The organism is Empedobacter sp. R750, assembly GCF_030324345.1.
GTDB lineage: Bacteria > Bacteroidota > Bacteroidia > Flavobacteriales > Weeksellaceae > Empedobacter > Empedobacter falsenii_C.
Window position 1 is genome coordinate 1 of sequence record NZ_JACAGF010000014.1, and the last position, 19,188, is coordinate 19,188.

Sequence of the window (19,188 nt, forward strand, 5' to 3'; positions counted from 1 at the left end):
GTTAGTTCTGCAAATGTCGGTTATCAATCGGTCAAACCGTGTCGTTGTGGACGGTCGCTCGTAACATAGCAGGTAACTCTCAAATATACGCAACTTTCTATAAGAACCAAATAAAAAGTTAAAATAAACGCTATTTACTGAAAGTGAGTAAATTAATCATGATAATTAATTGCGTATTTAGTATTTATTATAGAAATTTTGTGTAATTTTATATTTGTTACAATACAAAATACGAATTTTATGGACGCAAATAATATTGTTAAATTTAATTATTTGAATTATCAATTCTCGCAGGGAATTCATAAGGAGAAAAAAGTTATTTGGATTCATTTTCCCTATAATGCAGTACTGATAAGTCAGCTTAAAAATGTGGTAAACGTAAATTGGAGTCAATCAGTTAGAAAATGGTATGTAGCAGATACGCAGCAATCAAGGAAGTTGTTTAATTTGCCGGTAAAACATTCTGCTAAAAGTTCCCTTACACAGGTTGCCAGCATTAATCAAATAGAGCTTAAACGCTATACCGATCAACTAAAGCTGAAAGGATATAGTGTAAATACCATTAAAACATATACAACCGAATTTATTCAACTGCTTAAACTTCTTAAGACCTATCCCGTGTACGATTTGTCTACAGAAAAACTTCGTGGATATTTTCTTTATTGTATAGATACCTTAAAATTATCCGAAAATCTAATCCACAGCCGTATGAATGCTGTTAAGTTTTATTTTGAACAGGTTTTGTATCGTGAACGATTTTTTATGGATATTCCTCGGCCTAAAAAACCAAGTATTTTACCCAAGGCTATTTCAACGCACGATATTAAAAAAATGCTTAAAACTATTGAGAATAAAAAGCATTTGCTGTTGCTTAAAATGTGCTACGGTATGGGATTGCGTGTGAGTGAATTGGTACATCTTAAAGTTACCGATATTGATAGTAAGCGTATGCAGGTGCTAATTTGCGCAGGAAAAGGTAAAAAAGATCGGTATGCCGTTTTGCCTGAATCGGTTTTAGAAGAATTACGAGCTTATTATAAAGAATACCGACCAAAAACGTATTTGTTCGAAGGGCAAAGTGGTGCACAATATTCGGTTCGATCGGTTCAGCAAGTATTTAAAAATGCCATGAAAAAAGCCAATATAAATAAAAAAGTAGGGGTCCACAGCCTGCGACATTCGTATGCCACGCATCTTATTGAACAAGGAACCGATATTAGATTTGTGCAAGATTTATTAGGTCATAAAGATATTAAAACTACCATGATTTACACCGGTTTAACCGATGCAGCCAAACGAAAAATCATCAGTCCGTTAGATCATTTGTAGAAAAAATGAAATTTTAATCTCTAAATAAACAAATTCATTAGAAGTGACGAATGATAAACTTAATTGGTTAACCATTAACTTAAATGGAGGTTGTATGCACTAAAATGCACTTTTTCTATATCGGTTGTATATCCATTCTATATCCACGCTATATCCATTCTATATGGTTTGTTCGATGCTCGTATATCGAAGAATTAATTCCCCATTAGACAAAAAAAGTAACTATTTAGCTAAAAAAGACAATTTATTACAGCAATGAGGAGCAACAATTTATTTTTTTATGATTTTAGAGTGGTATTGATTTGAGTTTACATTGATGAAATAAACACCAGTCGTAAGGTGTTCTAAATTTATTTGCGAGACAGCTGTTTGAAATTTTTTATCATAAACCTGCACTCCTACTTCATTGTATATGGTAATTCTTGGCTGCTGCAAAGTCTGAGAAAAATAAAGGTAGTTCTTTACTGGATTTGGATATACCTGTAAAGTAGAAATCGGATGATTTGTTGTATTCAACTTCTCTTGTGCTTGAGAAAAATGCAACAACGTCGCTAATGCCCCTTTGGCCACTTCTGTAAGATAAGTGAGATCTAAATGATCGATTATATCTTGAGAGGTATGCGCATAAGGAGTTTGATTTTGCTCGAAAAGTCCCGTTATCGGATAACCAACTGCTTGAAAAGGCATATAATCGGAACTGTAAGCATTCGATATTTTAGTTTGAAGCGATGTGTACAAGGGGAAAATAGTTGCCATTTGATTGGTTAATTCTGACGAAGCTGCATTATTCGATGTTGGATTGCTTTCGTCTTGTTCGCAAATAATTGTCGTGTTTGCCTTGTTTGCTACTCCACCAACCTCATCTATATTGAGTACAGCTTTAATTTTTAGACTTTGAGGAACCGCAATTTTATTAACATATTCTTGACTTCCTATCAAACCACGTTCTTCTCCTGTGAAATGTATAAATTTGATTGAATAATCGGTTTCAATATCTTTCATTAATCGAGCAATTTCCAATAAAGTTACTGTACCCGAGCCGTTATCATTTGCTCCAGGTCCATTTAAAGTATCGTAATGCCCATCAATAATAATGAATTCGTCAGGGTATTTTTTACCCATTTTTGTTACAATAAGATTATACCCAACATTACCATATACATTAACTGATTGTTGTTCTATAGTGGTATAACCATAAGTCGTATAATAAGATTTCAACCATGTAAATGCATTTTCGTGAGCAGAAGATCCAACAGTTTTAATTCCGAAATCTTGAAATTTTTGCAATTTCTGATGCACAGAATCGTATTTCACTTGTTCGACAACTGATTGATAAAATGGATTCAGTTCTTGAGCAGTCGCATTGATAGAAAAGACTAATAATGGTAGAAATATATACTTCATATCATTTAAAATAATTAACCAAGATTAAAACGTAAAAGATTAAAAATTATTCAAAATTGTTTTTAATTCTTCAATACTTTCTGTTGCTTTTTTCTTGATATGCGTAATAGATGAATTGGTATACGTATCTGATGGATCGATATAGATAATTGGCACATTTGTTTTTGTATAATCTTTGAGCGAAGCAGCTGGATACACTTGCATTGACGTTCCAATAATCACCAAAATATTTGCTGTTAAAACCTCATCAATCGCATTTTCTATTTCTGGGACCATTTCGCCGAACCATACAATATGCGGACGGAGTTGATTTCTATCTTCCGCCAAATCTCCAAGTTTGATATCTTCATTCCAATCAATAATCAGATTCTCGTCTTTTTCGCTTCGCGCTTTTCTCAATTCGCCATGCAAATGAATTATTTTAGACCAACCTGCTCTTTCGTGCAAATCATCAACATTTTGGGTAATAATCGAAACATCAAAATCGTGTTCTAACTCTTTCAGAAAAAAATGCGCAGTATTGGGCTCAACTTCGAATAATTGTTTTCTACGTTGGTTGTAGAATTCTTGAACCAATTTAGGATTTCTTTGATAACCATCAATCGAAGCGACTTCCATAATATCATGATTTTCCCACAAACCGTTGGCATCTCGAAAAGTTGAAATTCCACTTTCTGCACTAATTCCAGCTCCCGTTAAAACGACTAACTTCTTTTTCATTTCGAATGTATTAATTGAAGTAAATATAACTTTATAAAACAACAAAACTCCATTTATAAAAATGGAGTTTCGGTTTTATTTTATTTTTTTTAATTCATCTAATTTGACTAGACACATAATACTAAATGTTGCAAACATGGTCAACGTAAGAATTGCTGCATTAATTATCATAAGCTTTGTTTTAATTGGGTTATTAATTTGAATTAAAGTTACTTCAAATCATTTCTTTCAAAAAGTATTTCATTAATAAATAACGACTTAACTCGCTTATTTTTAATGAATAAACTTTAACTTCAAGGCATAAAAAAACCTCAATTGGGAACAACTGAGGCCTTTCTCTACTAAAACTTAAGTACCATGAAAACTCAACTAACTTATATAAAGACTAGTACTTGCTCTAGATTCATCAAACGATATACCAAATTATATTTCAGCATGTTAAAAAATAAAAGCAGCCAATAAATTGACTGCTTTAAATAATTTGTATTAAAAATATACTTAGAAAGTGTATTTATTTTCTTTGATTAAAAGATCTGCAATTTCAGTTTTCAAGTTAACTACGTTTGGATATTCGTTGTAACGTGTAAATCTTCTTAAACCAGATAACATCATGCGTTGCTCATCTCCTTCTGTGAAAGAAACAATTCCGCGCGTCGCTTCTGTTTTAATAATTTCTACTGATTTGAATAATTGTAATTGAACTAATTTCTCTGCATTGTTAGCTGCATCAGCACCTTTTACATTTGCAATTTTTTCTGCACGTAACATTGCCGATTCAACCATATAAATTTCTTGCATAATACGAGAAGCCGCAATAATCAATTGTTGATGTTGTTCTAATTCTGCACCAAATTTTTGCAAAGCAGAACCTGCAACCATAAAGAACGCTTTCTTTAGATTTGCAATGATTTCTTTTTCTTGTGCAAATAATTCTGAATAATCTGGAACATCAAACGATGGAATCGACATTAATTCGTTCGCCACATTCATTGCAGGAGACATTAAATCTAATTTACCTTTGAATGCACGTTTTACTAACATCGAAACACATAATAAGGTATTGATTTCGTTTGTTCCTTCGTAAATTCTTGAAATACGCGCATCTCTCCAAGCTGCTTCCATTGGCATTTCTTTCGAATATCCCATTCCTCCGTAAATCTGAATTCCTTGATCGGCAGAAATTTGAGCTGCATCAGAAATCCAAACTTTTAAGATAGAAGCTTCAATAGCATATTCTTCAATACCTTTTAATTCCGCTTCATTATGAGGCATTCCTTTTGCCATATTATCTTCAATTGCATCTTGTACATCTTTCGCTGCACGATACGCACCAGCTTCTGAAGTAAACGCAGAAACAGCCATATCAGCTAATTTCTCTTTAATCGCACCAAACGTATTGATTGACGTATTGAATTGTTTACGTTCTGAAGAATATTGTAACGAATAATCTAAAATACGACGTTGTGCATCTAAACACGCTGCTCCTAATTTGATACGACCAACATTCAATGCATTCATTGCGATTTTGAAACCTCCGTCTCTTTCTCCTAAAAGATTTTCAACCGGAACACGAACTTCGTTGAAGAAAACTTGACGTGTTGATGAAGAAACAATTCCTAATTTATCTTCTTCTTCTCCTAATGAGAATCCAGCACCAGCTTTATCTTTTTCTACAATGAAACCTGTGATATTTTTATCATCATCGATACGTGCAAAAACAATGAATAAATCTGCAAAACCTGCATTTGTAATCCACATTTTTTGACCTGTGATGATATATTCTTTACCATCTTCTGATAAAACAGCTTTTGTTTTCCCAGAATTTGCATCAGAACCTGCTTCTGGCTCCGTTAAACAGTAAGATGCAAACCATTCTCCTGTTGCTAATTTTGGTAAATATTTTTGTTTTTGTTCTTCTGTTCCGTACAATAAAATTGGCATTGTCCCAATTCCTGTATGTGCTCCAAAAGCTGTCGCTAACGAACCTGTTGCTCCTGAAATATAGTCACACACTAACATTGTAGTAACGAATCCCATTCCCATTCCTCCATATTCTTCTGGAACAGAAATTCCTAATAAGCCTAATTCACCAATTTTACGCATTAATTCTTCAATCAACGCATAATCTTTTTTCTCAATTTGGTGTTTTTTAGGCACTACTTCTTTATCGATAAACTCTTTTGCAGATTGCAAAATCATTTGTTGTTCTTCTGATAAATCTTCGTAAGTGAAAATATCATTGTAAGAGGCATCTTTGATTAAGTATTGACCTCCGATTAATCTATTTGGATTTGTAGACATATTTTTATGTTTTGATGTATTATTGTATCATGTATTAAGTAAAATGTACCATACTTAATACATTTTACTTTTTACAATTTTTATTTTAGATATTCGAAAATTGAAGCTGCTCCTTGTCCTGTACCAACACACATGGTTACCATTCCATATTTCGCTTTACGCGCTTCCATTTCATGTAACAACTGCACTGTTAATTTCGTACCCGAACACCCAAGTGGATGTCCTAAAGCAATTGCACCTCCATTTACATTAACGATATCAGGATTAAGATTCAATTCTCGCATAATCGCAACTGATTGAGAAGCGAAAGCTTCATTCAATTCTATCAGCTGAATATCTTCTAATTTCATTCCTGCTTGTTCTAATGCTTTTGGAATTGCAAACAAAGGTCCCATTCCCATAATACGAGGCGCTAAACCTACCGTAGAATACGCAACTAAACGAGCAACTGGCTCAAGACCTAACTCTTTCACCATATCTTCTGACATCACCATTACGAAAGCTGCACCGTCCGACATTTGAGAAGAGTTACCTGCTGTAACCGAACCTCCTTGTGCAAAAACAGGACGTAATTTTGCTAAACCTTCGATTGATGTATCCGCACGTGGACCTTCATCCACTTTGAAATCAATTTTCTTTGTTTGAACTTTTTCTTTATCATCTAAGAAACTATATTCAACATCAATCGGAACGATTTGAGAAGCAAATTTTCCTTCAGCATTTGCTTTTAACGCTTTTTGATGCGAATTGAATGCAAATAAATCTTGGTCTTCACGAGAAACTTTAAATTCTTTTGCAACTTCTTCAGCCGTTAATCCCATTCCCCAGTAATAATCTGGGTGATCTTTCGCTAAATCTGTTTCTGGAATTGGCTTGTAACCTCCCATCGGGATATACGACATCGATTCTGCACCACCAGCAATGATACATTCTGCCATTCCTGTTCTAATTTTAGCAGCTGCCAACGCAATTGCTTCTGACCCTGATGCACAGTAACGGTTTACTGTAACGCCTGGAACTTTGTCTGTATCTAATCCCATTAATGAGATAAGACGTGCCATATTCAATCCTTGTTCTGCCTCTGGCATCGCACATCCAACGATTAGATCATCGATTCGTGCTGGATCTAAAGTTGGATAATCTTGCATTAGGCGCTTGATTACTGTAGCTGCCATTTCATCTGGACGTGTAAAACGCAATGTTCCTTTTGGCGCTTTTCCTACAGCTGTTCTATATCCTGTAACTATATATGCTTGTTTCATTTTTTTAAAAGTATTATGTATTGTTGTATTATGTATTAAGTGACTTTTTTAACTTAGCTATCATATTTTGTATATGATTCAATTCTTTCAAACATTCATCATTTTCAATATAATTAAGTTTTAATGCAATAATTAATTGAGTTTCTAATTCAAAACTCGAAGCTAAAGCAATAGATAAAAATTGATTAAATTCTTTTTTACTATTTCTACCAGCTCCTTCTGCTATATTCGAAGGAATTGATATTAAACTTCTTTTTATTTGTGATGTCAAACTATACATTTCTTCTTTAGGAAGAGATTTCAAAATTGAATAAACAAGAATTGTATAATCAATTGATTTCTGCCAAACAAGTAAATCTTTATAGTTATTCATCTTAATACTTTTTACATTTTACTTAATACAAAATCAAAATACTAGTTTCTTAAAGGTTTACCTGTTTTTAACATATGTTGAATACGCTCTAATGTTTTTCTTTCTCCACAAAGAGATAAGAATGTTTCACGCTCTAAGTCTAACAAGTATTGTTCTGAAACATAAGTTGATTCAGATAAATTACCACCTGTCATTACATATCCTAATTTATTCGCAATTAAACGATCATGATCCGAAGCAAAACGTCCAGCAACCATAGAATCTGTTCCGACATAGAACATACCCATCGCTTCTTTTCCTAACACTTCTACTTTACGTTGAATTGGTTGTGTGTAACCTGCGTCTGCCAAAATAATTGCATGTTTCTTCGCTTCTGCAATTTGACGTTCTGCATTTACCACTACAATATCTTGCTCACGAATAATTCCCATATTCTTCGCTTCATAAGCTGAAGTTGCAACTTTCGCAGTTGCGATATTCATGAAGTTATCACGTAAATGATTTACTTTTACATCATCTTTCAAGGCAAATTCAGTTGCACGGCGCGCAAATTCTTTCGAACCTCCACCACCAGGGATTAATCCAACTCCAACCTCAACCAAACCAATGTAAGTTTCGGCAGCAGCTACAATTTTATCCGCATGCATCGACATTTCGCAACCTCCACCAAGCGTCATTCCATGAGGAGCAACAACAACTGGAATAGATGAATAACGAACACGCATCATCGTATCCTGGAACATTTTGATTGCCATATTCAATTCCCACCAATCTTGTTCTGCAGCCATCATCATAATCATTGCTAAATTAGCTCCAACAGAGAAATTGTCTCCTTGGTTTCCAATTACAACTCCACGATAATCTTTTTCTGCTAACTCGATTCCTTTATTGATTCCTTGTAAAACTCCACCTCCAAGAGAATTCATTTTAGAACGAAACTCAATATTGATGATTCCATCACCTAAATCTTGAATAGATGTTTCTTGGTTTGACCAAATTTCATTTGTTTTTCTAATGTTATCTAAAATAATGAATGCATCTTGACCAGGAATTAATTCAAATTGTTTTGATGATTGATTAAAGAATAATTTCTTACCATTTTCGATTTTATAGAAAGAATCTGCACCAGTTGCTGCTAATTCTTTTACCCAATCCGAAACCTTGAAACCTTCTGACTCTACTAATTGAATTCCGTTTTGTAATCCAACTAAATCCCATGTTTCAAATGGACCATATTTCCAAGCGTAACCTGTTTTTAAAGCATCATCAATTGAATAAAGTACATCTGTAATTTCTGGAACACGTTGAGAAACATAAGCGAATAATGAAGCAAAATGTTTGCGGATTAATTCTCCAGCTTTACCAGAATCTTTCAATAAAACACCTAATTTATTACGCATAGATCCTGCATTTTTAGCAGTTTCTACAGCGGCAACTTTTGCGCGTTCCATTGGACGATACTCTAACGTATCAAGATTTAAGGCAAAACGATTGGTATTTCCTTCTTTATCAATTTCTTTATAATAAAAACCTTTTTTTGCTTTATCTCCTAAGAATTTATTTTCGATTAAGAAATTTAAGAATTTAGAATCCTTTAAACCTTGGATCATTTCGTCATTTGGCGCATTTTGCTGTAAACCTTTTGTTACATTATATGCTGTATCCAAACCAACCAAATCACCCAATTTGAATGTTCCTGTTTTTGGACGATCCAAAATAGAACCTGTTAACGTATCAGCTTCTTCGATAGTTAACCCTAATTCTTGTGTCAACTCCATTACTTTTGCCATTGAGTAAACTCCTACTCTATTCCCAATAAAACCTGGAGTATCTTTACATAAAACTGGAGTTTTACCTAAAAATAATGATGCATAATTTTGGAAAAACTCTACAACAGATTTGTCTGTTTGAGGAGTTGGAATAATTTCGAATAATTTTAAGTAACGTGGTGGATTGAAGAAATGCGTTCCACAGAAATGTTTCTGAAAATCTTCTGAACGACCTTCAGCCATCAAATGAATTGGAATACCAGAAGTATTAGAAGTGACTAAAGTTCCTGGTTTACGGAAGTTATCTACACGCTCAAAAATAGATTGTTTAATATCCAATCTTTCGATCACAACCTCTATTACCCAATCCGAGTTTTTAATCTTCTCGAAATCATCATCAAAATTCCCTACAGTTATACGAGAAGCAAATGCTTTGTCATAAATTGGTGAAGGATTGCTTTTTAAAGCAGCATCTAAGTGAGTTTGAGCAGTTCTGTTACGAACTACTTTACTCTCTAAAGTAAGTCCTTTCGCTTGCTCTTGTGGTGTAAGCTCGCGAGGAACCATATCTAACATCAAGACTTCGACTCCGATATTTGCAAAATGACATGCAATACCAGAACCCATCACTCCTGATCCTAATACAGTTACGTGTTTAACGTGTCTTCTCATAATTGTTTTTAAATATTTTTTTGTCCGATATTAATTGGTTAATCTTATAAATCACTTCCAAGAAAATTTGCATTTTCTCTGGTTCGATGTGATTATTAATTGATTCATTAAATTGCAAAACAAAATGTTTTGAAATATCTCTCATTCTTAATCCTTCTTCAGTCAAAGTGATCAACACACTTCTCCCATCTTCTGGATTTGGTTTTCGAACGATAAAATTTCTTGCTTCTAAGTTTTTTAATGTTCTCGACAAGCTTGTTGGCTCCATTCCCATCTTTGGTCCTAGCGACGTACTTGGCGTACCTCCTTTCGGATCTATTGATAATAATGTAAAGGCATACACCATTGTAGAATCGTAAGCGCCTGCTTGCTCATTATACATTTTCTGAACTGACAACCATGTTGAACGCAATAAATAATCTATCGTTAAATCTTCTCTTAACATATTTTAGTGTATGTATAACAAATATAATCTTTTTTTATTATGCAAGCATAATAAAGTTTTAAAATTTAATTTTGTTTAACAAATAATGATTCAATTTACTATTTATCAATGAAATGTAACTTTAAATTATGATTAATAAAATAAATAGTATGATTAAATAATACTTAAATTTATTCCATTAATAAAAAACTGACTATAGTAGTGTAAAAATACGTCATATTTAGTATCGAAAATAAATATAATGTTGGTTTTATATTATAAATAAATAAGATTGTTTAATCTCTTTTCAACGGCATACATTCGTAGAAATTTTAAAATACTGCTTATGGAATCAAACCATACGATGAAGAAAGTAACAGCGGCAACGCTCTTAATCGCATTTGGAATCATTTACGGTGATATTGGAACAAGTCCTTTATATGTAATGAAAGCGATAATTGGCGAGACTCGCGTGATTGAAGAAAGCATTGTCTACGGAGGCGTATCATGTGTTTTTTGGACTTTGTGTTTTCAGACTTCTATCAAATATGTATGGTTGACACTAAAAGCGGATAATGATGGCGAAGGAGGAATTTTTTCTTTGTATTCATTAATCAAGAAAAAAGGTAAAAACCTAATTATTCCAACCATCATTGGAGCTTCTGCTTTGCTCGCCGATGGAATTATCACCCCCCCCGTTTCCGTCTCTTCCGCTGTTGAAGGACTACGAATGCTAAACGGACTCGAAAATCTACCTACTATACCTATTGTAATCTTCATCCTTTCGATGTTATTTTTCTTCCAACGATTTGGAACAAATAAAGTAGGAAAAATATTTGGACCCTTTATGGTTCTTTGGTTTACAATGCTTCTAGGCTTAGGAGTTTTACATATTGTACATCATCCAAGTATTATCAAAGCATTAAATCCTTATTATGCGTATAACTTATTGATGAATTATCCTCACGGATTTTGGATTCTTGGCGCTGTATTCTTATGTACAACAGGTGCTGAGGCATTATACTCCGATTTAGGACATTGCGGTCGAAAAAACATTAGAATTAGTTGGCTGTACGTTAAAATCTGTTTAGTAACAAACTATTTGGGGCAAGCAGCTTGGTTAATGCACCAAGATAATCCTATGTTAGATGGTAGAAATCCTTTCTACGAAATGATGCCTGATTGGTTCTTGATTCCTGGAATTTGTATTGCCACAGGTGCAGCTATTATTGCGTCTCAAGCTTTGATTACAGGATCTTTTACCTTAATCAACGAAGCGATCAACTTAGGTTTCTGGCCAAGAACATTAATTATTCAACCAAACGAGCACAAAAGCCAAGTTTACATTCCTACAATCAATTTTATGTTATGGGCTGGCTGTGTCTTTATTGTTTTATATTTCCGAGATTCGTCCCATATGGAAGCCGCCTACGGTCTTGCCATAACGGTTACCATGTTAATGACGACTTTCTTGTTATCCTATTATCTTAATTATTATACAAAATTCAACAAAGTATTTATTGTGGCAATTTTGTCGATTTTCGTAGCAATAGAATCTTCATTTTTCGTAGCAAATGTTGTCAAATTTGTTGATGGTGGATATTTAGCTTTATTAATGGGATGGCTGTTCTTCATAATAATGTATTGTAGTTTTTACGGAAAAATCCTTAATTCTAGAAACTTAGAATTCGTTAAAATTAAACGTTACGCGAATGTGTTAACTGAATTAAGTGAAGATAAAACAATCAATAAATATTCGACTTTCTTGTTTTACTTAACGAAATCTACCAATCCGAAAAATATCGAGAAATACAGTATTCAATCTATTTTATCAAAACGACCAAAACGTGCAGATGTCTATTGGTTTGTAAACATTAACCGAGATAGTGAGCCGTACACGTTGAGCTATAAAATATTGCCAATTGTCGATCAAAAAATATATCGAATTACATTTAATGTAGGATTTAGAGTTCAACCAAAAACAGAACAATATATCAAAAAAGTAATCAACGATATGTATGCAAATGGAGAATTAGAGTTAAAATACCTGAGTACATGTTTGAAAAAATACAATCAAGATCCTGATATGAAATTTGTTTTGATTGAAAAATTCCCTTCAATTGAGACCAAATTAAGTATGAAAGAATTTTTCACGCTAAAAGTTTATTATTTATTAAAGAAAATAGAATTCAACATTCCGAAATCTTTTGGTCTAGAGAAAAACGATGTTGTTGTAGAACACATTCCTCTTTATATGCACAAACATAATATTGACGATTTAAAAAGAATTCAATAAAAGAATAGAAATCCTGAAAATAATTTTTCAGGATTTTTTTTGTAAATATTTTATAGATTGATAATTATCAAATAATTTTTATAAATTTATATCAATCAACAAGATAAAATATTTATAAAAAATTAAATTATGTTCGAAATTTATCAAGACAAAGCAGGAGAATATCGTTTTCGTTTGAAAGCTAAAAATGGACAAAATATTTTGGCGAGCGAAGGTTACAAACAAAAAGCAAGTTGCGAAAACGGAATTGAATCTGTTCGCAAAAATTCGCAAGATGATTCTAAATACGAATTAAAAGAAGGTTCTTCGGGTAAATGGCATTTCAATTTAAAGGCAACAAACGGGCAAGTAATTGGAACAAGCCAATCGTACGAAACCGAATCTGGTGCTAAAAATGGAATTGCTTCTGTCAAAACAAATGCTGCTGATGCCGAAGTAAAAGAAGTAGAAGGTTAATTACAAACCGTTATAAAAAGCTGAAGCCTTGGATAAATCCAAGGCTCAACCTAATTAACACTAATATGAATTAACACTAAAAACTTATGAAGTAAAATAATGTTCAACTTTATTTTAGATGCGATCTAAGCATCCAAGCAGTTTTTTGATGTTGTTCTAATAAACCAACTAAGAAATCCGAAGTTGAGATATCATGAAACTCATCAATTTCTACTACAGCCTGCGCCAAAAAGTCAATAATAACTTCGTGATCGTGTAGTAAATCAGCAATAAAACTTAAACTATCTTTGTTTTCAGTTTTTCTTGTTTCTGATAAGTGAGCTAACTGCAAATACTCTGCCATAGTTGCTGGTGCATAAACATCTTTCTGACGAATTTTTTCTGCAACATCATCTATAACAATTTGTAACTCGTTATATAACGATTCAAAATACACATGTATTGTCTGAAAATCAGGACCTTCTACATTCCAATGTGCATTTCTTGTTTTTAAGTATAAAATATGTTCATCAGCTAATAATTTAATTAAAATATCAGCGATTTTTTGTTTTTTTTCTGGCGATAATAATTTCATATGATTAAATTTTATATTGTCTATTTGATTAACTTTACTAATGCAAATATAGAACCAGAAAACGAATGAATTATAGATTTATCAAATCTTATTTCTATTCTTTTATAATTAAAAACTATGAACGACTCGAATTAACTTAAAATAAATAATAATGTTTACTTAAAAACAGAATTACTATTTTTGATGAGACAAATTTATAGTGGTTTTTTCAATTAGAGCCATTTTTAAAAGTTAAAAATTAATTAAATTTCTATGAAAAAGTTTCTTTTATTTATCATTTCTTTAACCCTAAGCAATACTGCATTTTCTCAAATTAATCAAAATCAAACGCTTAATAATAATTGGCGTTTTGGAGGTGGTTTGGGACTATCTTTTGGGAATAATAGCTATTTTGGGTTTAATATTTCTCCAAGTGTTGGATACATGGTTGCAAACAATTTAGAATTGGGTGCGACGGCAGGTTATCAGTATGCGAAAGATGACTATGTAAAGCAAAATTTGTTTAATGTTGGTCCTTACATTAACTTTTTTCCAATCGAGAACATTTTCTTGAGAGCCAATTATATGTACTACACAGGAAAACAAAAGTACAACGATCGCACGCCATATTACAACAGTATTTATGAAACTGACATGGACGAATCTGCGTTATGGTTGGGAGCTGGATATCAATCGAGCGGGCCAGTAAGATTTCAAGCTGGTGTGATGTACAATGTTTTATATAAAGAAAACGAAAGTATATTTTCTTCAGGATTACAACCTTTTATGGGCGTTTCTATCGGATTATAAGTCATAAAAAAATCCATCTAAAAATTTTTAGATGGATTTTTTTATATTTATTTCAATTCGTCTTTCAAGAATTTTCCTGTCACACTTTTCGGATTCTTTATAATTTCTTCTGGCGTTCCTTCTGCCACAATTTTACCACCTTTGCTTCCTCCGTCTGGACCAATATCAATCACATAATCGGCTAATTTTATCACATCTAAATTATGTTCGATAATAATGACTGTATTTCCAAATTCTACAATTTTATTGATTACTTTCATCAATACATTTACATCTTCAAAATGCAAACCTGTTGTCGGTTCATCTAAAATATAAATTGTTTTTCCTGTTTGTTTTTTAGCCAATTCTGTTGCTAATTTCACACGTTGCGCCTCTCCTCCACTCAATGTTGTCGACTGCTGACCAAGCGTGATGTAACCCAAACCTACATCTTGCAACATTTTGACATAACGATATATTTTCGGAATCGCTTCAAAGAATTCTACCGCTTCATTTACCGTCATTTCTAACACATCCGAAATCGATTTTCCTTTGTAACGAACCTCCAACGTTTCACGGTTAAAACGTTTACCATTACATGTTTCACATTCGACATGAATATCAGGTAAAAAATTCATTTCAATCACACGCAAACCTGCTCCTTGACAAGTTTCACAACGCCCACCTTTTACATTAAATGAAAAACGTCCAGGCTTGTAACCTCTAATTTTGGCTTCAGGTAAATTTGTAAACAACGTACGAATATCAGAGAAAATTCCCGTATAAGTCGCGGGATTAGAACGAGGCGTACGACCAATTGGCGACTGATCCACTTCGATTACTTTATCCAAATGCTCTAAACCTTCGATTTTTTTGTAAGGCATCGGATCTTTTTCTGCTCTAAAAAAATGTTGATTCAGAATTCTGTACAATGTTTCATTAATCAACGTTGATTTTCCAGAACCTGAAACACCCGAAACCACAACTAATTCACCCAAAGGAATGGTAAGATTTACATTTTTTAGATTATTCCCTGATGCTTCAAAAAGTCTCAATTCTAATCCATTACCTTTTCTTCGTTCTTTTGGAACTTCGATTTGCAACTGATTGTTTAAATATTTTGATGTTAATGTATTTGATTTCAACATTTGTTCCGGCTCACCTTCCCAAACGATTTGACCGCCATTTTTTCCTGCTTTTGGTCCAACATCAACTACATAATCCGATTCCAAGATCATGTCTTTGTCGTGTTCTACAACCAAAACCGAATTTCCGATATCGCGCAATTTCTTCAACGAATCTATCAATCTAACATTATCGCGTTGATGCAAACCAATACTTGGCTCATCTAAAATATACAATACATTCACCAGTTGAGAACCAATTTGAGTAGCCAAACGAATTCGTTGCGCCTCGCCTCCAGAAAGGGTTCTAGAAGAACGATTAAGACTCAAATAATCTAATCCGACATCTAATAAAAAAGATAAACGTGTATAAATTTCTTTCAGAATCTCGTGCGCAATTTGTTGTTGATTCGACGTCATCGAAACTGGCGCATTTTCAATCCATTTTTGTAATGATTGAAGATCCATTTCTGCAACTTCACCAATGTTTTTATTGTCAATTCGGAAGAAAAGCGATTCTTTTTTAAGGCGTTTTCCTTCGCAAGTTGGACAAATAACTTTCTTTCCAAACTTTTTGCTAATCGAACTTGAAGACGGATTATTTTTATCTTCCATTATTTCAGAAAGAAATTCATTCAATCCTTCAAAATCGATTTTATATGTTTTTTTGACTGATGCAAATTTAAGATCGACATTCAAAGTTTCTTTCAAACCATTCATTACATCATCAATTAATGCTTGAGGAAGTTTTTTGAATGCTACTTTCTGGTCTATATTATGTTTGACAAAAATCGCTTCCAATTGTTTTTCTATTCGAGAAGATGATTTTAACGCTTCAAATAATTCATCCAAATTATCAAACAATGATTTTTCGCGATCTTGAAATAATTTTTCGTGATTAACCACTTTCAACTCACCTAGACCTGTACAAGTTTGACAAGCTCCTTTTGGTGAATTGAACGAAAATGTATTCGGTTCTGGCAACGCATATGACATTCCTGTCGACGGACACATTAACGAACGAGAAAAGAATTTGGTTTCATTGGTTTCATAATCCAAAATCATCGTAATTCCGTTTCCTTGCTGCATTGCATGATCGATACTTGAACGCAAACGTTGATCGTTCACCTTATCATTCAGCAACATTTTATCCACCATCAATTCGATATCATGCGTTTTGTAGCGATCTAACATCATTCCTGGTGCAATATCTTTCAACTCTCCATCAATGCGCATTTCAAGAAAACCTTTTTTAGAATATGTCACAAAAACCTCTCGATAATGACCTTTTCTTGAACGTACAATTGGCGCTAAAATCGCAATTTTCTTTCCGCTGTATTGAGCACGAATCAATTCAATGATTTGCTCTTCTGTGTAAGCAACCATTTGTTCGTTTGTTTCGACAGAAAAAGCCGTAGAAGCACGCGCATACAACAAACGAAGAAAGTCATAAATTTCTGTAATTGTACCAACAGTAGAACGCGGATTTTTATTGGTCGTTTTCTGCTCAATCGCAATAACTGGCGACAAACCATCAATTTTATCAACATCTGGACGTTCCAAACCTCCCAAAAATTGACGCGCATAAGCCGAAAAAGTTTCGATATAACGACGTTGTCCTTCTGCATAAATCGTATCAAAAGCCAACGAAGATTTTCCACTTCCACTTAAACCCGTGATTACCACAAGTTCGTTTCGAGGAATCTTTACATCAATATTTTTTAGATTATGTTCACGTGCACCGTAAACTTCAATAAAATCTTTGTCCATGTTTGTTTGTAAGAAGTTGCAAAAATACAAAAAAAGCCACATTTCTGTGGCTAAGTGTACTTTAAAAATTGTTAATTCTTAAGTATTTATTGTTTTTTAATTGGAATATAAATTCGAGAAATTAATTTTAAACTATCTGTTTCCTTCGGATCATTTAGCATAATTTCTAATTGTTTTGTATCCAATTGTAGCTTTTTAGATTTGGCATAATTCTTCATTTTTTCGATTGTTTGCGTACGTTTAGAACGAGGTCCTAAATGTAATGTCAACAAATAATCTCCGCCAGGAACAACCACTTTTTTCATGTCTTTTTGCAAAGGCAAATCTTCTATTAATTGTATTCCAGCAAAAAATGTCACTTTATCTTTTTCTTTATCAAAATCAGTAAAATAGACATACGGGAAACCTAAATCGAAATCAAAACCGCCTTCTTCTTTGTTTATTAATGATTTATAAATCACCTCAAAAGCTCCATCTACTTTATCCATCACATCTTTTTCTGCAAAACTTGATTGTTTACGAATCGCTAATAAATTTGTTCGACCCAATTCTACAATACGATATTCGCCATAATTCAATCGACCTTCTTTTTGATCCTTATCCAATCTAACTTTCACTTGTTGATTTAAGTTGTCCAACGATTTTTCAAATTTAGATTCAGGATTTTTGAAAAAAGCAAAATAGCGGTAGAAATAAGGAATTTCTTGACTTAAATAATTCAATTTTGCAGTTGTTTTCCCATTTTCTTGTTGTTCAAATTTAACATTAAGACTATCTAATTTTTCCCAACCATCATACTTTATCGTATAATTGACGAAACGATTTATCGAAAAATTTTCAATCGTAACTTTTCCTGAAGCGATTGAAGCATTTTCAGAATCCCAAATCATATAATTATCGTCTTCCTCCTTTGTATTCGAAAATTTCTTGATTGTCAAAGAATCCGAAGCTGTAAATTGTTGCCATTTGGAGAATTGACGAAGATTATAAAATTCGTCGTACACCAAACCAACAGGGGCATCAAATTCATATTGCATTTCTTCATCGAAACGACTAGGTAAAACGATTGGCAATAAAGCCAAAACCGCAATAATGATTACTAAAAAAAGATTTATTTGTTTCATTTACAAAATTGATTGTACAAAAATAGAAATACTTTGTAGGACTCTTAATATTAATCTGAATTAATCTGTTAAAAATAGTATATTTGAGTAAATAATATAAACTTATGGACTTTACAAATTTAATTCAAGGTGCAATGGGACAACAAATTGTTGCTTCTGCTGCAAAACAATTAGGGATTAATGAATCTCAAGCTCAAACTGCTGTTGCAGCAGCTGTACCTTTTTTATTGTCTGCTTTAAATAAAAATGCACAAGGCGGAGGTGCTGAAGGAATTTCGAATGCTTTGAATCAACACGACGGAAGTATTTTGGATAATCTTTCTGGATTTTTAGGTCAAGGAGGAAATCAACAAGATGGATTGGGAATTTTAGGTCACGTTTTAGGAAACAAACAACAAAATGTAGAATCTGCAATTTCTCAACAATCTGGTTTGAATATGGGACAGGTTACTCAAATTTTAGCATTAGTTGCGCCAATTGTAATGGGCTACTTAGGTAAACAAAAACAATCTGCTGGATTAGATTCTAATGGAATTGCTGGTTTATTATGTGGTTTAGTTGGTGGTTCTACAACTCAAACAAACCAAAGTGGAGTAAATTTAGGTGGTTTCGAAAAATTATTAGACCAAGATGGTGACGGACAATTAGGTTTAAGCGACGCAATGGGATTATTGGGAGGATTTTTCAAAAAATAAGCCTTGTCTTAAACTGAATAAAAATACAAAATTTATTAAGCAGGAAATTTTCCTGCTTTTTTTGTTTCAAAAATTATCAACCTACAGATTCTGAGTAGTCAAAATTATCAACTTCACAAATATTAAA

Annotated in this window: 15 protein-coding genes; 5 read left to right on the forward strand and 10 right to left on the reverse strand. The window is 33.0% G+C overall.

The window, feature by feature from the left end; all coding sequences use genetic code 11:
- Nucleotides 1-240: 240 nt before the first annotated feature.
- The gene (locus HXZ74_RS13300; RefSeq protein WP_171623205.1) at nucleotides 241-1,329 is read left to right on the forward strand and encodes a tyrosine-type recombinase/integrase; all 1,089 of its coding nucleotides are present in this window, start codon (nucleotides 241-243) and stop codon (nucleotides 1,327-1,329) included.
- A gap of 270 nt (nucleotides 1,330-1,599) precedes the next feature.
- Here HXZ74_RS13300 and HXZ74_RS13305 read toward each other — a convergent pair whose 3' ends face one another.
- The 7 genes from HXZ74_RS13305 to HXZ74_RS13335 all read right to left on the reverse strand — a co-directional run bounded on the left by HXZ74_RS13305 (nucleotide 1,600) and on the right by HXZ74_RS13335 (nucleotide 10,275).
- The gene (locus tag HXZ74_RS13305) at nucleotides 1,600-2,733 is read right to left on the reverse strand and encodes a M28 family peptidase (protein WP_286475796.1); all 1,134 of its coding nucleotides are present in this window, start codon (nucleotides 2,731-2,733) and stop codon (nucleotides 1,600-1,602) included.
- Between the two features lie 39 nt (nucleotides 2,734-2,772).
- Nucleotides 2,773-3,453, reverse strand: a complete 681-nt coding sequence (locus HXZ74_RS13310) for an SIR2 family NAD-dependent protein deacylase (protein ID WP_286475798.1) — start codon at nucleotides 3,451-3,453, stop codon at nucleotides 2,773-2,775.
- A gap of 498 nt (nucleotides 3,454-3,951) precedes the next feature.
- Nucleotides 3,952-5,754 (reverse strand): acyl-CoA dehydrogenase FadE, encoded by a 1,803-nt coding sequence (locus HXZ74_RS13315; RefSeq protein ID WP_286475800.1) that lies wholly within the window; start codon nucleotides 5,752-5,754, stop codon nucleotides 3,952-3,954.
- 80 nt (nucleotides 5,755-5,834) lie between these two features.
- Entirely contained in the window at nucleotides 5,835-7,016 is a 1,182-nt protein-coding gene (locus tag HXZ74_RS13320) for an acetyl-CoA C-acyltransferase (protein ID WP_038336965.1), read from the reverse strand.
- A 28-nt stretch (nucleotides 7,017-7,044) separates the two neighbouring features.
- Nucleotides 7,045-7,389, reverse strand: a complete 345-nt coding sequence (locus tag HXZ74_RS13325; protein WP_286475802.1) for a four helix bundle protein — start codon at nucleotides 7,387-7,389, stop codon at nucleotides 7,045-7,047.
- Between the two features lie 41 nt (nucleotides 7,390-7,430).
- Nucleotides 7,431-9,830, reverse strand: a complete 2,400-nt coding sequence (locus HXZ74_RS13330; RefSeq protein ID WP_286475804.1) for a 3-hydroxyacyl-CoA dehydrogenase/enoyl-CoA hydratase family protein — start codon at nucleotides 9,828-9,830, stop codon at nucleotides 7,431-7,433.
- Nucleotides 9,814-10,275: a MarR family winged helix-turn-helix transcriptional regulator gene (locus HXZ74_RS13335; protein WP_219035288.1), complete on the reverse strand. Its 462-nt coding sequence runs from the start codon at nucleotides 10,273-10,275 to the stop codon at nucleotides 9,814-9,816. Before HXZ74_RS13335 ends, HXZ74_RS13330 begins: the two co-directional genes overlap by 17 nt.
- 325 nt (nucleotides 10,276-10,600) lie before the next feature.
- Between HXZ74_RS13335 and HXZ74_RS13340 the strand changes: the two genes are divergently transcribed.
- Together HXZ74_RS13340 and HXZ74_RS13345 are read left to right on the forward strand one after the other, a co-directional pair.
- Nucleotides 10,601-12,550: a KUP/HAK/KT family potassium transporter gene (locus HXZ74_RS13340; RefSeq protein WP_286475806.1), complete on the forward strand. Its 1,950-nt coding sequence runs from the start codon at nucleotides 10,601-10,603 to the stop codon at nucleotides 12,548-12,550.
- Nucleotides 12,551-12,679: 129 nt separating this feature from the next.
- The gene (locus HXZ74_RS13345; RefSeq protein ID WP_114999163.1) at nucleotides 12,680-13,006 is read left to right on the forward strand and encodes a YegP family protein; all 327 of its coding nucleotides are present in this window, start codon (nucleotides 12,680-12,682) and stop codon (nucleotides 13,004-13,006) included.
- 109 nt (nucleotides 13,007-13,115) lie between these two features.
- On the opposite strand, the gene HXZ74_RS13350 is transcribed toward HXZ74_RS13345, so the two are convergent.
- The gene (locus HXZ74_RS13350) at nucleotides 13,116-13,580 is read right to left on the reverse strand and encodes a Dps family protein (protein ID WP_114999161.1); all 465 of its coding nucleotides are present in this window, start codon (nucleotides 13,578-13,580) and stop codon (nucleotides 13,116-13,118) included.
- A 252-nt stretch (nucleotides 13,581-13,832) separates the two neighbouring features.
- Between HXZ74_RS13350 and HXZ74_RS13355 the strand changes: the two genes are divergently transcribed.
- Nucleotides 13,833-14,369: a hypothetical protein gene (locus HXZ74_RS13355; protein WP_280037607.1), complete on the forward strand. Its 537-nt coding sequence runs from the start codon at nucleotides 13,833-13,835 to the stop codon at nucleotides 14,367-14,369.
- Between the two features lie 47 nt (nucleotides 14,370-14,416).
- Here the strand turns inward: HXZ74_RS13355 and uvrA are convergent, their stop codons facing one another.
- On the reverse strand, nucleotides 14,417-17,242 hold the full coding sequence (gene uvrA, locus HXZ74_RS13360; RefSeq protein WP_286475808.1) for an excinuclease ABC subunit UvrA: 2,826 nt from the start codon (nucleotides 17,240-17,242) through the stop codon (nucleotides 14,417-14,419).
- 86 nt (nucleotides 17,243-17,328) lie between these two features.
- Nucleotides 17,329-18,366: a GyrI-like domain-containing protein gene (locus tag HXZ74_RS13365; RefSeq protein ID WP_114999156.1), complete on the reverse strand. Its 1,038-nt coding sequence runs from the start codon at nucleotides 18,364-18,366 to the stop codon at nucleotides 17,329-17,331.
- A 104-nt stretch (nucleotides 18,367-18,470) separates the two neighbouring features.
- On the opposite strand from HXZ74_RS13365, the gene HXZ74_RS13370 reads away from it, so the two are divergent.
- A complete protein-coding gene (locus tag HXZ74_RS13370) occupies nucleotides 18,471-19,061 on the forward strand; it encodes a DUF937 domain-containing protein (protein WP_114999154.1) in 591 nt (196 codons plus the stop codon).
- Nucleotides 19,062-19,188 lie beyond the last annotated feature (127 nt).

Coding starts and splice junctions, on each gene's coding strand:
- HXZ74_RS13330 (WP_286475804.1), bottom strand. CDS start 9,830: ATGAGAAGACACGTTAAACACGTAACTGTATTAGGATCAGGAGTGATG.
- HXZ74_RS13315 (WP_286475800.1), bottom strand. CDS start 5,754: ATGTCTACAAATCCAAATAGATTAATCGGAGGTCAATACTTAATCAAA.
- HXZ74_RS13300 (WP_171623205.1), top strand. CDS start 241: ATGGACGCAAATAATATTGTTAAATTTAATTATTTGAATTATCAATTC.
- HXZ74_RS13355 (WP_280037607.1), top strand. CDS start 13,833: ATGAAAAAGTTTCTTTTATTTATCATTTCTTTAACCCTAAGCAATACT.
- HXZ74_RS13305 (WP_286475796.1), bottom strand. CDS start 2,733: ATGAAGTATATATTTCTACCATTATTAGTCTTTTCTATCAATGCGACT.
- HXZ74_RS13345 (WP_114999163.1), top strand. CDS start 12,680: ATGTTCGAAATTTATCAAGACAAAGCAGGAGAATATCGTTTTCGTTTG.
- HXZ74_RS13335 (WP_219035288.1), bottom strand. CDS start 10,275: ATGTTAAGAGAAGATTTAACGATAGATTATTTATTGCGTTCAACATGG.
- HXZ74_RS13325 (WP_286475802.1), bottom strand. CDS start 7,389: ATGAATAACTATAAAGATTTACTTGTTTGGCAGAAATCAATTGATTAT.
- HXZ74_RS13350 (WP_114999161.1), bottom strand. CDS start 13,580: ATGAAATTATTATCGCCAGAAAAAAAACAAAAAATCGCTGATATTTTA.
- HXZ74_RS13340 (WP_286475806.1), top strand. CDS start 10,601: ATGGAATCAAACCATACGATGAAGAAAGTAACAGCGGCAACGCTCTTA.
- uvrA (WP_286475808.1), bottom strand. CDS start 17,242: ATGGACAAAGATTTTATTGAAGTTTACGGTGCACGTGAACATAATCTA.
- HXZ74_RS13320 (WP_038336965.1), bottom strand. CDS start 7,016: ATGAAACAAGCATATATAGTTACAGGATATAGAACAGCTGTAGGAAAA.
- HXZ74_RS13370 (WP_114999154.1), top strand. CDS start 18,471: ATGGACTTTACAAATTTAATTCAAGGTGCAATGGGACAACAAATTGTT.
- HXZ74_RS13365 (WP_114999156.1), bottom strand. CDS start 18,366: ATGAAACAAATAAATCTTTTTTTAGTAATCATTATTGCGGTTTTGGCT.
- HXZ74_RS13310 (WP_286475798.1), bottom strand. CDS start 3,453: ATGAAAAAGAAGTTAGTCGTTTTAACGGGAGCTGGAATTAGTGCAGAA.